Annotated in this window: 14 protein-coding genes and 1 tRNA gene; 8 read left to right on the top strand and 7 right to left on the bottom strand. The window is 66.7% G+C overall.

What is annotated here, in order from left to right; translation table 11 throughout:
• Positions 1-5 precede the first annotated feature (5 nt).
• Positions 6-1055, bottom strand: coding sequence for a helix-turn-helix transcriptional regulator (locus tag IFT82_RS11925; RefSeq protein WP_192126962.1), 1050 nt, complete (start codon positions 1053-1055; stop codon positions 6-8).
• Between the two features lie 162 nt (positions 1056-1217).
• Between IFT82_RS11925 and IFT82_RS20930 the strand changes: the two genes are divergently transcribed.
• Positions 1218-2204, top strand: a complete 987-nt coding sequence (locus IFT82_RS20930) for a PEPxxWA-CTERM sorting domain-containing protein (RefSeq protein WP_244646709.1) — start codon at positions 1218-1220, stop codon at positions 2202-2204.
• A gap of 66 nt (positions 2205-2270) precedes the next feature.
• Here IFT82_RS20930 and IFT82_RS11915 read toward each other — a convergent pair whose 3' ends face one another.
• Positions 2271-4535, bottom strand: a complete 2265-nt coding sequence (locus IFT82_RS11915; protein ID WP_192127063.1) for an ATP-dependent helicase — start codon at positions 4533-4535, stop codon at positions 2271-2273.
• A gap of 226 nt (positions 4536-4761) precedes the next feature.
• On the opposite strand from IFT82_RS11915, the gene IFT82_RS11910 reads away from it, so the two are divergent.
• The 3 genes from IFT82_RS11910 (at position 4762) to IFT82_RS11900 (ending at position 6934) form a co-directional block, all read left to right on the top strand.
• Entirely contained in the window at positions 4762-5088 is a 327-nt protein-coding gene (locus IFT82_RS11910) for a UrcA family protein (RefSeq protein WP_192126960.1), read from the top strand.
• Between the two features lie 72 nt (positions 5089-5160).
• Positions 5161-5589, top strand: a complete 429-nt coding sequence (locus IFT82_RS11905; protein ID WP_199860464.1) for a GFA family protein — start codon at positions 5161-5163, stop codon at positions 5587-5589.
• A gap of 58 nt (positions 5590-5647) precedes the next feature.
• A complete protein-coding gene (locus IFT82_RS11900; RefSeq protein WP_192126958.1) occupies positions 5648-6934 on the top strand; it encodes an MFS transporter in 1287 nt (428 codons plus the stop codon).
• Positions 6935-6993: 59 nt separating this feature from the next.
• Here IFT82_RS11900 and IFT82_RS11895 read toward each other — a convergent pair whose 3' ends face one another.
• Both IFT82_RS11895 and IFT82_RS11890 read right to left on the bottom strand, forming a co-directional pair.
• Positions 6994-7611, bottom strand: a complete 618-nt coding sequence (locus IFT82_RS11895) for a CC0125/CC1285 family lipoprotein (RefSeq protein ID WP_192126955.1) — start codon at positions 7609-7611, stop codon at positions 6994-6996.
• Positions 7612-7720: 109 nt separating this feature from the next.
• A complete protein-coding gene (locus IFT82_RS11890; RefSeq protein WP_192126953.1) occupies positions 7721-8137 on the bottom strand; it encodes a secondary thiamine-phosphate synthase enzyme YjbQ in 417 nt (138 codons plus the stop codon).
• A 94-nt stretch (positions 8138-8231) separates the two neighbouring features.
• Here IFT82_RS11890 and IFT82_RS11885 point away from each other — a divergent pair.
• A tRNA-Asn gene (locus IFT82_RS11885) sits at positions 8232-8306 on the top strand.
• A gap of 89 nt (positions 8307-8395) precedes the next feature.
• Here the strand turns inward: IFT82_RS11885 and IFT82_RS11880 are convergent.
• The gene (locus IFT82_RS11880) at positions 8396-8635 is read right to left on the bottom strand and encodes a hypothetical protein (RefSeq protein WP_192126951.1); all 240 of its coding nucleotides are present in this window, start codon (positions 8633-8635) and stop codon (positions 8396-8398) included.
• Between the two features lie 202 nt (positions 8636-8837).
• Here IFT82_RS11880 and IFT82_RS11875 point away from each other — a divergent pair, with 202 nt between their 5' ends.
• Positions 8838-8999: a hypothetical protein gene (locus tag IFT82_RS11875; RefSeq protein ID WP_192126949.1), complete on the top strand. Its 162-nt coding sequence runs from the start codon at positions 8838-8840 to the stop codon at positions 8997-8999.
• Between the two features lie 26 nt (positions 9000-9025).
• Here IFT82_RS11875 and IFT82_RS11870 read toward each other — a convergent pair whose 3' ends face one another.
• Together IFT82_RS11870 and moaA are read right to left on the bottom strand one after the other, a co-directional pair.
• Positions 9026-9817, bottom strand: a complete 792-nt coding sequence (locus IFT82_RS11870; protein WP_192126947.1) for an NAD kinase — start codon at positions 9815-9817, stop codon at positions 9026-9028.
• Entirely contained in the window at positions 9814-10839 is a 1026-nt protein-coding gene (moaA, locus tag IFT82_RS11865) for a GTP 3',8-cyclase MoaA (RefSeq protein WP_192126945.1), read from the bottom strand. The genes IFT82_RS11870 and moaA overlap by 4 nt, the downstream gene beginning before the upstream one ends.
• A 113-nt stretch (positions 10840-10952) precedes the next feature.
• Between moaA and IFT82_RS11860 the strand changes: the two genes are divergently transcribed.
• Complete coding sequence (locus IFT82_RS11860; protein ID WP_192126944.1) at positions 10953-12437, top strand: GGDEF domain-containing phosphodiesterase; 1485 nt, start codon at positions 10953-10955, stop codon at positions 12435-12437.
• Positions 12434-12814, top strand: coding sequence for a YybH family protein (locus IFT82_RS11855; protein ID WP_192126943.1), 381 nt, complete (start codon positions 12434-12436; stop codon positions 12812-12814). The genes IFT82_RS11860 and IFT82_RS11855 overlap by 4 nt, the downstream gene beginning before the upstream one ends.
• The last annotated feature ends 7 nt before the right edge of the window (positions 12815-12821 follow it).

Raw genomic sequence — 12821 nt, 5'->3', positions numbered from 1 at the left:
GATAATCAATCTAGCCGGGATAGCAGCCGCACCAGCGCCGGTATGCCCTTCGTTCCCGTCTTTGCCAGTAACCGCGCAACATGCGTACGCACCGTGTGATAACTGATGCCGCATCGCAGGGCGACCACCGACAGTGCATCGCCTTCCGTCATCAGCGCTTCCGCTACGCGGCGTTCTGCCACGGTCAGGTTGAACAGAAGCCGATAGGATTCGCCCAGGGATGGCTTTGGTGGCGCCGTGGTATCAATTATCTGCACTCGGGCGCCATAGCTTCGCTGTCCCGCCGCGTTGGCGAGGCGGACGGTGGTGATCGCGGCGATATAGGGCCGGTGGGCGAGACGACGTGGCACCAGGACGAACCGTGGCTCTGGAGATTCATGGAGCGCAGCAGCAGCGGCCACCGCCATTTTTAACTTCGTGCTGGCATCGACGTCCTTACAGAACAGCTTTTTTCCTGCCGTCCTGAATCCGTCGTCTGCCAACAACAATCGTTCCGCTTCGGCGTTAACGTGATGCACACGCATCCGGCTGTCGATCAGGAATATCGGATAGTGTACGGCGTCCGCTTCTTGAACCGGGCGATCGGTCTCCAGCCGTTTTGCCAATAGTACGTGACCGCACAGAATGCGTAATGTCGTGGCGTCGGCCTGGGTGAACCGTTCGGTCAGCGGCCGATGTAAAGCGAAGCCGTGGACAGCTTGATCCTCGACACGCCAGTCGACGATCCAGTGGGTGCGCATGCTGTCACGATGCCAGCGCAGATGCTCGACTGCTTGAGGCAATGCGAAGTCGTCGCAACCCAACGTTCCGTGATTAGCGCTTGCCATTGCGCGGTTCAGCAGGCCGGGGGTCGGGTCCGTCAGAAACGCACCGCCTACATAAGTCTCCCACATTCGCATCACGACTGCTTCGTCGCGTGGATGGGTGACCGGCCCCATCATCACGGTCTCTGCCGCAGAGTTCAGCCCGATCGTGCCACCAAGCAGTCCCATGCCGCCCAGTTGAATATTGACGAGACGTAACGCCTCACTCCCGTCGCCGATGCGCTCATGCACCGCCGGTATTAAGCCCCATGTTCCATCAGGCGTTCTAATCACACGTCGTCGATGCCCCCCGGCATACCTGTCCCAAACCATGATAGGCGATTTCATGCTGCACCGCATCATTCGATTGAGTGATGCGCGCCCATCATTGGATCGCAATGAGGATGGCAGCGAATGGCAACGATTACCATTCGATTAATGGGGGTAATCATTATGCGGAATGTATTTGGCAGAATATATTGGCCAATGTCTTTGGCCAGGGTGGGAGGTTGCCTATTTGCCGCGATAGCCGGGATCAGCACGGTTGAAGCACAGAGTTTCGGGGCGGATAGCAGGGCCTATACACTCATCGGCGGCTTTCAGTATGCTGGCGGCTACACCAATGATTTTCAGGAATTCATCAATACCGGCAATGGCGCTGCGTCGAGCGCGATAAGCGGGACTTTTGCCGGCAATGTCCGGGTCGATTGCGGCGATGGCACGGCGATCGGGTCACGACCGTGCGATGTTGCGGTGGCGTCGCCATACAGCGCCAGCGCCAACCTCGCTACCGGCCAGCTCAAGGCCTATGCCGAGAACTATGCCATACCGACCGGCGGATATTGCTGTACGACCAGCCAATCGGGATCGAATGCCAGCTTGATCGACACGCTGACCTTTGCCTTCGACCCCAGCCTCAATGAACAATATCTCAAAATTGGCTTCCGCACGACGGTGCAGGGTGTTTTTACACCATTATACCCAGGCGGTACCGCGACTATGGAGTCGATGCTGACTGCAACGTCCAGTCAAACCAACTTTACCTATGGCGGATCGACAGTAGATTATTTTGGCATCGATAATCCCGTAGGGGGTGGTTTGACCTATTACGGTCGCGGCACATACGGATTCGATATGATGGTCAGGGCCGGATCGCCGTTCGATGTGACCGTGCGCAATGGACTCTCGGTACGCGCTTATGGCGCGGCGATAGATTACAGCCATACGTCGACCTTGGGGATCATCCTTCCCGATGGGGTCAGTTACACCTCCGCATCGGGTGTCTTGCTAAGCCAGGCAGCGGTCGTGCCCGAACCGGCGACCTGGGCGCTGATGATCGGCGGCTTTGGCATGGTAGCCGGTGCCATGCGGCGGCGCGAAAGGCGGGTCGTGGCGGCGTAGGACGCGTATTCGATCGGGATCGGCTTCACCGGCCGGTCCTGATCGGCGCTGCATCCGGAATGTGTGTCACCCCACCGTGACGAAGCTGTCCATCACCCGCTTGCGGCCGGCATTCTCGAAATCGATCTCCAGCTTGTTGCCCTCGATCTCGGCGATCGCGCCGTAGCCGAATTTCTGGTGGAACACGCGCTGACCGAGCGACAGGTCGTCGCGGCCCTTGTTGCCGATGCTGACCGCGCTCGCCCGGCTTTCGACGATCCGCTTGGGCGCGGTGGTGAAGCTCGACGCGCCGGTTTGTCCCGCCGCCCGTTGCCAGCCGGGGCCGCGTCCGGTGCCGCGCGCCACGTCCGCGAACGGATCGGCATGTTCGGACCAGTTCGCCCGCCACAGGCTTTCGCCGCCGGACATCGTCGTCTCGCTGTCGACATGGTCGCCCGGCAGTTCGCCGACGAAGCGGCTGGGGATGGACGAGGTCCACTGGCCATAGATGCGGCGATTGGCGGCGTGCAGGATCACCGCCCGCCGCCGCGCCCGCGTGATCGCGACATAGGCGAGGCGGCGTTCCTCCTCCAGGCTCTTGGTCCCGCCCTCGTCGATCGCGCGCTGCGACGGGAACAGCCCTTCCTCCCAGCCGGCAAGGAACACCGTGTCGAACTCCAGCCCCTTGGCGGCGTGGATGGTCATGATCGTGACCTGCGGCTCCTGCACCGCGCCCTCTTTGTCCATCACCAGACTGACATGTTCGAGGAACGCGCCGAGCGAGTCGTATTCCTCCATCGCGCGGGTCAGTTCGGTCAGGTTCTCCAGCCGCCCCGCCGCCTCGACCGACTTTTCCGCCTGCAGCATCGCGGTATAGCCGCTCTCGTCCAGCAACTGCCGCGCCAGTTCGGCATGGGGAAGCTGGCTCGCCCGGTCGCGCCAGCGGGCGATGTCGCCGACCAGATTGCCCAGCGACCGCCGCGCCTGCGGGGTCAGCTCGTCGGTGTCGAGGATGCGCGCCGCCGCCGTGGTCAGCGGCGTGCCCGTGGCGCGGGCGAGCTGGTGGATCTTCGCCAGCGCCTTGTCACCCAGACCCCGCTTGGGCACGTTGACGATCCGCTCGAACGCCAGATCGTCCGATGGCTGGTTGACGATGCGCAGATAGGCCAGCGCATCGCGGATTTCGGCGCGTTCGTAGAAGCGGAAGCCGCCGACGATCCGGTACGGCATGCCGATCGCGATGAACCGGTCCTCGAACTCGCGCGTCTGGTGCGAGGCGCGGACGAGGATCGCGACATCGTCCAGCCCGGTGCCGCGCCGCTTCGCCGCCTCGATCTCCTCGCCGACGCGGCGGGCCTCCTCGGGGCCGTCCCACACCCCCAGCACGCGCACCTTCTCGCCCACGTCCAGTTCGGTCCACAGCGTCTTGCCCAGCCGGCCGCTGTTGTTGGCGATCACCCCGCCCGCCGCGCCCAGGATATGCGGCGTGGAGCGGTAATTCTGTTCCAGCCGGATCACCGTGGCGCCGGGGAAATCCTTCTCGAAGCGCAGGATGTTTTCCACCTGCGCGCCGCGCCACGAATAGATCGACTGGTCGTCGTCGCCCACGCAGGCGATGTTCTTGCGTTCCTGCGCCAGCAGCCGCAGCCAGAGATACTGGACGCTGTTGGTGTCCTGATACTCGTCGACCATGATGTAGCGAAACCGCTGCTGGTAAAGTTCCAGCACGTCGCGCTGCGTCTTCAGGATCACCAGCATGTGCAGCAGCAGGTCGCCGAAATCGCAGGCGTTCACCGACCGGAGCCGCGCCTGATACTGCGCATAAAGCTCGCCGCCGCGCCCGTTGGCGTAACGCTCGCTCTCGCCCGCATCGACATCGCCGGGGATCAGCCCCTTGTTCTTCCATTCGTCGATCAGCCCGGCCAGGCTGCGGGCGGGAAACCGCTTTTCATCGATATCGGCGGCGAGGATCAGCTGCTTGAGCAGGCGCAGCTGGTCGTCAGTGTCGAGGATGGTGAAATTGGATTGCAGCCCGACCAGTTCGGCATGGCGGCGCAGCATCTTCGCGCCGATCGCATGGAAGGTGCCCAGCCACGGCATCCCCTCCACCGCATCGCCCACCAGCCGGCCGACCCGCTCGCGCATCTCGCGCGCGGCACGGTTGGTGAAGGTGACGGCCAGTATCTCCGATGGCCACGCCTTGCGCGTGTACAGCAGGTGGGCCAGTCGCGCGGTCAAGGCCGCGGTCTTGCCGGTGCCGGCACCGGCCAGCATCAGGACCGGGCCGTCGGTCGTCAGCACGGCCTGGCGCTGGGGTTCGTTCAGGCCGCGCAGATAGGGCGGCTCTTGCATCGGGGTGGTGGCATCGTTCACCGACGAACAGGTAGGGAACGGCGATGCCGGGGGCAAGCATCCTCCGCCGTCATCGCCCTGACACGCGATCGTCGCGCGGGCGTAACGACAGCGGCGCAGAGGGCGTGCAGCCAACGGGGGGTCGCGGTCGGGATCGACCGGGGCATGTCTCCGTGGGCGATGATGCGCACCCGGATACCGGGGCGCCCCCCGCAGGAGCCCAGTCATGAAGATCATCCAGAACGTCGCGACCGCGGCGGTCCTCGCCATGTGCGCGTTGTCGCCCGTGGCGGCCGCCGCGCAACCTCGCGTGCCCGTCACCGCGCGGATCGCCACCGCCGACCTTAACCTGTCCACTCCCGCCGGGCGGGCCAGTCTGGAACGTCGCTTGGCCGCCGCCGCCCGTCATGCCTGCGGCCAGGACAAGGCCCGCTGGCACGAACTGGCCGATGCGCAGCGCTGCTACCGCGAAATGATGGCGGACGGCACCCGCAAGATCGCCGCGATCGTCGGCGGTCGCACCGTGCAGCTCGCCAGCGTCGATCATCGCTGATCGCCGCAGGGGTCAATCGGGGCAGGACCCGCCCCGATTGACTCCACTCCCGCCGGCAGAGACGTTGCCGCGATGACCGATCCGATTCCCGATCCCGCCGCCATCCGTACCGGCGGCTGCCATTGTGGTGCCGTGCGCTATGTCGCGACCGGGCAAGCGGCGCATCATGCCCTGTGTCATTGCAGCGATTGCCGCCGCTGGTCGGGGGCGCCGATGGTCGGCTGGATCGCGTTTCGCGAGGAACAGCTGACGGTGACGGGGGATACGCGATCCTATGCCTCGTCCGCCCTTGCGACGCGTGACTTCTGCGGGCGGTGCGGAACCGGGTTGTTCTATCGCAACCCCACCTATCTGCCCGGCATCGTCGATATCCAGTCGGGCACGCTCGACGACCAGGCCGGCGATCCGCCCGGCGCGCACATCATGGTGAAGGACCGGGTCGGCTGGCTCGACGATATCGACGCATTGCCCCGATTCGTGACCTATCCGGGCGTCGATTGATCCGATGACGGCAGGCCCGTCGGGTTGACCGGGCAGGGCGGGGGCGTGAAACGGGCGCATGACCCATCATCCGCCGTCCCATGCCCGCGTGCTGACCGCCAGTTTCGTCGGCACGACGATCGAATTCTACGATTTCTACGTCTATGCCACCGCCGCCGCGCTGGTGTTCGGGGAATTGTTTTTTTCCGTCGGTTCGCCCGGTACGCAGCAACTGGCGGCGTTCGCGACGCTGGCGGTGGCGTTCTTCGCGCGGCCGGTGGGCAGCATCGTGTTCGGCCATTTCGGCGACCGGATCGGCCGCAAATCGACGCTGGTCGCCTCGTTGCTGACGATGGGGGTGTCGACCACGCTCGTCGCCTTCCTGCCGACCTATGCCAGCGCCGGCTGGATCGCGCCGGTGGCGCTGTGCGTGCTGCGGTTCGGGCAGGGCTTCGGCCTGGGCGGGGAGTGGGGCGGGGCGGCGCTGCTGGCGGTCGAACACGCTCTCCCGGGCTGGCGCGCGCGCTATGGCAGCGCGCCGCAACTGGGGGCGCCGGCCGGCTTCATCCTGGCCAACGGGCTGTTCCTGCTGCTGGGCATGTGGCTGTCGCCGGCCGAGTTCCGTGACTGGGGCTGGCGGGTGCCGTTCGCGATCAGCGCGGTGCTGGTCGCGCTTGGCCTGTGGATCCGCCTGAAACTGACCGAGACTCCGGAATTCGCCGCCTCGCTCACCGAATCGCCGCCGCCATCGGTCCCGCTGTTCGAGTTGTTCCGGCATCATGGCGGTGCGACGCTGGCCGGCATCGTCGGCGCGATCGCGTGCTTCGCCGCCTATTATGTCGGCACTGCCTTCCTGCTCGGCTACGGAACCAAGACGCTGGGCTTCACCATGCAGCAGTTCCTGCTGATGCAGCTGGGGGCGATCCTGTTCATGGCCGTCGGCATCTATGGTGCCGCGTGGCTCGCCGATCGGCGCTGGGACGAGCGTCGGGTGCTGGCGGGGGGATGCGTCGCGACGATCCTCGTGGGCTTTACGATCGCCCCGCTGATGAACGGGTCGGCGGCGGGGGCGTTCGCCTTCCTGTCGCTGACGTTGTTCGCGATGGGGTTCGTCTACGGGCCGCTCGGCGCCTGGCTGCCCGGCCTGTTTCCGCCGCGGGTCCGCTATACCGGGGCGTCGATCGCCTTCAACGTCGCGGGGGTGATCGGCGGCGGGCTGACGCCGCTGGTGGCGCAGGGACTGGCGATGGAACACGGCCTCGCGGCGGTCGGCCTGTACCTCAGCGGTGCGGCGGCGCTCAGTCTCGTCGCGTTGCTGGCCCTGCGCCCCCGGCCGGCGCGAACCGCGCTCGACCAGACGTTGTAGGCACGGAAAAGCCGGAGCCACCACGGGGGTGACTCCGGCCATGTCGTTCCGGCGAAGGATCAGCGGCGGTTGGGCTGGTCCGGCAGCTGCACGGACGGACCGACCGATTCGACGACCTTGCGGGCATCGAAGGCGCGGATGTTCTCGCGCGGGATCGGTCCCTTGCGCATCACGATCTCCGCTGCGGCCTCGTACCGGTCGATGGTGCGGACGTCGAAGCCGCCGCCCCAGGGGCCGAAGCCACCGCCCCACGGGTCCCAGCTGCGCCAGCCGAAACCAGCCCCGCGATACCGCCACGATGGCCCCCAATAGCCGCCGAAGCCGCCATAACCGAAGCCGCCGCCAAATCCGCCACCGAACCCCGGCGTGGAATAGGTGCGCGACTGCAGGTTGGTGTCGCGATCGGCCATCACGAAATAATCATATCCCTGCTGCAACGTCAGCTCGGCGGCCCGGAAGAACAGATACCGTTCGACGGTATCGCGCGATGTCACGCTGTTGCCGGCAAAGCTGATGAGGAAGCGATTCGGCTCGATCTGCCGGTCGCTGTAGCCGGACCGGTAGAAGCCCTGCCCGGTGGCGGGGCGGTAGCGGGTTTCCGTCGCGCAACCCGCGACGAAAAGGGTGCTGGCGGTCAACGCCGCCACGATGGCCTTGCGGCCGAAGGAAAGAAACATTTCAGCGTCTCCGTTCGCGGCAGATGCGGCGAAACGCCCCGCAATAACCGTCAATGGTGGAACGAGCGATGAACGACTTGGCTCCCGTTCAGCAAAATGACGGGTTGGGTCATTCGCCGATCAGATGCAACGCCATCGTCCGGCGATGCGGGGCGTGGCGATGCTCGAACAGATAGATGCCCTGCCACGTCCCCAACGCCATCTCACCACGGATGACGGGAATCGACAACTGTACCGTCGTCAGGGCGCTGCGCAGGTGCGCGGGCATGTCGTCCGGTCCCTCGTCGTCATGCTCGTAACCGTCGCTCTCCGGCGCGATGCGCGCGAAATAGCGTTCCAGGTCGCGTCGGGCGGCCGGGGCGGCATTCTCCTGGACCAGCAGCGAAGCGGAGGTGTGCCGGCAGAACACCGTCAGCAGCCCCTCGTCGATCCCCGCCCCGGCGATCCAGCGGACGATCCGGTCGGTGATCTCGTGCAGCCCCGCGCCGGGGGTGGCGATCGTCAGCATGGTGGTCGTCTGTCGCATTTACCCCCAATGCATCGCCGCGATGATCGCTCCATGATCGGATAGGGGGTTGCATCCTCTTTTCCGCCGGTTATAGAGCCGCCACCGGCAACGATCCCTGATAGCTCAGCGGTAGAGCTCTCGACTGTTAATCGAGCGGCCGTAGGTTCGAATCCTACTCAGGGAGCCACCATCCGATATGACGCGGATGATGATGGCAGACCGGTACCCGTCACCTGCTTTCCACGATCATCCCGGTCTACGTTAACACCGCGCCGTTCAGCGCGATGGATCGATCTGGCCGGCGCGCGTCAGCAGCAGCGGCATGTCCTCCGTCACGAACGTATCGGTCGAAACCGGCCAGGTCGCCCGCAGCAGCAACCGGGCAGTGGCCAGCCGCTCATCGGCGTCCTGCGCGACATTGCGGGTATCCCGCTCGCACAGCCGGAACTCCTCGAAAGGAGAATGCGGCAGGTCATGGGCATCGATGCGGGGATGAACCGGGACTGGATGGGGCATCTCGACCTACTCGAACCACCGCGCGCCAATCATGCGGCTTCTGTCCTGTAGGGACGATCGATGACGGTTTTAAGCGGATAATGATGATGTTACCGGTGGAATGCCGCGTATTCGCGGCATGTCGTCACGCCATATCGATGGTGGCCGACGCCCCCATCGCCAGGGTCCGTGCGTTGGCCACGCATGAACAGGAGAATGATCGATGGCCGATGACAATGGCAACAAGCCGGCCCGGGGGCTGGTGATCGGGATGGCGTGCGCGCTCGCCGGTGCGATCCTGCTGGCGATCCTGTTCGTGACGAACGTCGCCGGCACCGACAAGCCGGTCGAATCCGTGCAGGCGCAACGGGAGACCCAGCGCTGAACCGACGCCCCCCGGCGCTGACGCGGTCAGGCGATGAACTGTTCCATCGTGATCCGCTCGTCCAGCGCATGTTCGGGATCGAACAGCAGGGTCAGGTCGCGGGCACGGTCCATCGAGATATCGACCTGCGCCACGTCACGCATCTCGCGCTGGTCCGCGACCGCGGAGACGGGGCGCTTGGCGGGGTCCAGCACCGTCAGCGAGATGCGGGTCTTGTCGGGCAGGATCGCCCCGCGCCAGCGCCGCGGCCGGAACGGACTGATCGGGGTCAGCGCCAGCATCCCGGAGCCGAGCGGCAGGATCGGCCCTTGCGCGGACAGATTATAGGCGGTCGATCCCGCCGGTGTCGCGCACAGGATGCCGTCGCACGCCAGTTCGGGCAGGACGATCCGGTCGTTGACCCGCACCTCCAGCTTGGCGGTCTGCCGCGTCTCGCGCAGCAACGACACCTCGTTGATCGCGGGGAGGGTGCAGATACGACCGTCCACCGCCGTCGCGGTCATCTGGAGCGGGGTGACCTGAAACCGGCGCGCGCGGGCCAGCCGTTCCTGCAGGCCGTGCCGGCGCCACTCGTTCATCAGGAAGCCGACCGTACCCAGATTCATGCCGAACACCGGCACCGGCGCCGCGCCGGGGGCCATACGCCGTTCCAGCATCCGGTGCAGCGTGTGCAGCATGAAACCATCGCCGCCCAGGGCGATCACCACGTCCGCCTCGTCCAGCGGCACCCAATCGGCGGCATCGGCCAGTTCGGCGGCCGCGGCCTGCGCCGGGCCGGTGGGTGAGGCGGCCAGCGCCCACCGCTGGTAAACGGTCATCCGCCCGTGACGCTCATATGCCGGGTCACCGCCGGGGCCGATCCCGCCTCGATCCGGAAATCGTGGCGCAACGGCTTCTCGCGCAGGCCACGGTCGATCGCGGCGTCCAGCGCGCCGATGCCGCCATCGCGCAGCGCCGCCTTCAGATCGACCTGATCGTCATGACCCAGGCACATGTACAATTTGCCCTCGGTCGTCAGCCGCACCCGGTTGCACCCGTCGCAGAAATTCGCGGTCAGCGGCGAGATCAGCCCCAGCCGCGTGTCCGTTCCCGCCACCCGCCAGTATCGCGCCGGTCCGCCGGTGCGATGCGAATCGCGCTCCAGCGGGAAACGCGCCGACAGATCGTCGAACACCCGCGTCAGCGGCAGGAAGCGATCGACCCGGTCCTCGTCGATCGCGCCCAGCGGCATCGTCTCGATCAGCGACAGGTCCAGCCCCTCGTCGGCACACCATTGCAGCATGGGGCCGATCTCGTCCTCGTTCAGCCCTTTCAGCGCGACCATGTTGATCTTGATGCGCAGGCCGGCATCGCGCGCGGCCCGGATACCGCCGATCACCTGCGCGACGTCGCCGTGGCGGGTAATATGCCGGAACCGGTCGGCATCGAGGCTGTCGAGGCTGACGTTGATCCGCCGCATCCCGGCGGCGAGCAGCGCGGGCGCATGATCGGCCAGCCGCGTGCCGTTGGTGGTCATCGTCAGTTCGTCCAGCCCGTGGCCGACCAGATCGCCCAGCCGCCTGACCAGTTCGCCGACATCGCGGCGCACCAGCGGTTCCCCGCCCGACAGCCGGATCTTCGTCACGCCGCGCGCCACGAATCGCTCGGCGATGATCGCGATCTCTTCCAGGCTCAGCAGCGCCGATTTCGGCAGGAACGTCATCTGTTCCGCCATGCAGTACCGGCAGCGCAGGTCGCAGCGATCGGTCACCGAGATGCGGAGATACCGGATCGCCCGCCCGTGCGCGTCGACCAGCCTGTCGAAAGCGGGCGTATCGGAAGGGGATAGGACCGTCGCCATCGTACCGCCCCAGCTAGGGTCTGCATCGTCGATCGGCAAGAGCGTGACCGACAGGACGTGACCGATGCGTAACGGATTGAGGGTGCGTCCACGCACCGCTAGGGTCTGCGGACATGGACAGCCCCGATCAGCACCGCGCCATCGTCATCATCGACGCCCGTGGCCGCGAACCGGCGGCGCTGTGCGAGGTTCGGGTCGCCGCCGCCGCGGGCAGGGCGGTGCTGGTCCTGACCGATACCGCCGAGGCGGCCGTGCCGTTCGTCGCGGCAGGCGCCGCCGGCTTCCTCGCCGGCCCCCATGGCGAACCGGCGATCGCCACGATGCTGTCCACCATGCGGGCTGCCGGCCCCGTCGACCGGCGTGAAACATCGGCGGTCGACGGCGAGGAGGGGCGGCGATTGCGCGCGTGGCTCGACGCCCGGATCGCCGCCGGCGGCAGCTGCGCGCTGGTCGCCGTCACGCTGTCGCGACTCGACCTCGTCAACGCCGCGCATGGACGTGAACGGGTGGATGCGGTGATCGCGCTGGCGCAGGCACGGATCGCCGACGCCGCCGGCCCGGACACCGTCGTGGCGCGGATCGCGGGCGATCATTTCCTGATCGGGCTGGACGGCCCGCCCATCACCCGGCTCGGCGCGATCGGCGCGGCGCTCGCCCGGCCCTTCGCGGTGGAGGGCGGGCCGATCCTGATCGGCCACCGCATCGGCGTCGCTGGCCAAGCACCGGGGGAGGATGCCGATGCCCTGCTGCGCCGCGCCGACGCCGCCTTGGCACAGGCGCGGGTCAGCGCCGGCGCGACGGTGCGGATGGCCGCGCCGGAGGAAGCCGGGTCGCTGGATGCGCTCGCCGCCGATCTGCACCACGCGGTGACGGGCGACGGCATCGCGATCCTGTTCCAGCCACAGGTCGAGATCGCCAGCGGCCGCATCGTCGGAGTGGAGGCGCTGGCGCGGTGGCAGCATCCCCGGCTCGGCTCGCTGGGGGCCGACACGCTGTTCGCCGCCGCCGACCGGGCCGATCTCGGCATCGCGCTGTCCGATCACATCCAGGAACTGACCTTGCGATGTGCCGCACGCTGGCCGCGATCGCTGGCGACGCTGCGGCTGTCGTTGAACCTCACCGCCGCCGATCTCGCCCGGCCCGGTTTCGCGCGCCTGTTCCTCGACCGGGTCGATGCCAGCGGCTTTCCGCGCGGACGGCTGACCGTCGAGGTGACGGAAACCGGCCTGATCCTCGAACTCGATTGTGCCGCCACCGTCCTCGCCGAACTGCGGGGGGCGGGGTGCCGGGTCGCGATCGACGATTTCGGGACGGGCTATTCCAGCCTCGCCTATCTGAAGGCGTTGCCGCTCGATTATCTGAAGATCGACAAGGCGCTGGCCCGCGACATCGTCGGCAACCCGCGCGACCGGGTGGTGGTGCGCGGCGTGATCGATATCGCCCGTGGGCTGGGACTGGCGGTGATCGCCGAGGGGGTGGAAACGGCCGAGCAACTCGCCCGGCTGACGGCGGAGGGGTGCGGCTCGTATCAGGGGTTCCTGCGTGCCGGCGCGCTGGACGAGGCGGCGCTGATCGCGATGGTGGAGAACGAACGATGATCGCGGCGATGGTGCAACTGGCGGAGGCGACGACGATCGCCGCCGCGATGGCCGCCAGCGCGGCGGGGTGGAACGCCGGCGACCTCGATCGTTTCATGGCGGTCTATGCCGACGATGCGGTCTACGTCACCGCCAGGGGCGTGGTGCGCGGCAAGGCGGCGATCGCCGCGCGGTATGCGCCCGGCTTCACCGGTGGCGGCAACACCCGCGGCAAGCTGTCGTTCGCGATGCTGGTGAAACGCCCGATCGATGCCACCCACCGCGTCCTCATCGCGCGGTGGACGCTGACGGGCAAGGAAACGCAATCGGGCTATACCACCCTGGTCTTCGCCCGGCGGGACGGCCATTGGCGCATCGTCACCGACCATAGCAGTTGAGCATAGG

The sequence above is a fragment of the Sphingomonas sp. CFBP 8760 genome (genome assembly GCF_014841615.1).
Taxonomy (GTDB): Bacteria; Pseudomonadota; Alphaproteobacteria; order Sphingomonadales; family Sphingomonadaceae; genus Sphingomonas.
This window is presented reverse-complemented; position numbering and strand designations above follow the sequence as displayed.

What these genes read in the sequence shown, in the direction of transcription:
- IFT82_RS11880 (WP_192126951.1), bottom strand. Translation starts at nt 8,635, where the DNA reads ATGCCCCATCCAGTCCCGGTTCATCCCCGCATCGATGCCCATGACCTG.
- IFT82_RS11900 (WP_192126958.1), top strand. Translation starts at nt 5,648, where the DNA reads ATGACCCATCATCCGCCGTCCCATGCCCGCGTGCTGACCGCCAGTTTC.
- IFT82_RS11855 (WP_192126943.1), top strand. Translation starts at nt 12,434, where the DNA reads ATGATCGCGGCGATGGTGCAACTGGCGGAGGCGACGACGATCGCCGCC.
- IFT82_RS11895 (WP_192126955.1), bottom strand. Translation starts at nt 7,611, where the DNA reads ATGTTTCTTTCCTTCGGCCGCAAGGCCATCGTGGCGGCGTTGACCGCC.
- IFT82_RS11910 (WP_192126960.1), top strand. Translation starts at nt 4,762, where the DNA reads ATGAAGATCATCCAGAACGTCGCGACCGCGGCGGTCCTCGCCATGTGC.
- IFT82_RS11870 (WP_192126947.1), bottom strand. Translation starts at nt 9,817, where the DNA reads ATGACCGTTTACCAGCGGTGGGCGCTGGCCGCCTCACCCACCGGCCCG.
- IFT82_RS20930 (WP_244646709.1), top strand. Translation starts at nt 1,218, where the DNA reads ATGGCAACGATTACCATTCGATTAATGGGGGTAATCATTATGCGGAAT.
- IFT82_RS11905 (WP_199860464.1), top strand. Translation starts at nt 5,161, where the DNA reads ATGACCGATCCGATTCCCGATCCCGCCGCCATCCGTACCGGCGGCTGC.
- IFT82_RS11860 (WP_192126944.1), top strand. Translation starts at nt 10,953, where the DNA reads ATGGACAGCCCCGATCAGCACCGCGCCATCGTCATCATCGACGCCCGT.
- IFT82_RS11890 (WP_192126953.1), bottom strand. Translation starts at nt 8,137, where the DNA reads ATGCGACAGACGACCACCATGCTGACGATCGCCACCCCCGGCGCGGGG.
- IFT82_RS11875 (WP_192126949.1), top strand. Translation starts at nt 8,838, where the DNA reads ATGGCCGATGACAATGGCAACAAGCCGGCCCGGGGGCTGGTGATCGGG.
- moaA (WP_192126945.1), bottom strand. Translation starts at nt 10,839, where the DNA reads ATGGCGACGGTCCTATCCCCTTCCGATACGCCCGCTTTCGACAGGCTG.
- IFT82_RS11915 (WP_192127063.1), bottom strand. Translation starts at nt 4,535, where the DNA reads ATGCAAGAGCCGCCCTATCTGCGCGGCCTGAACGAACCCCAGCGCCAG.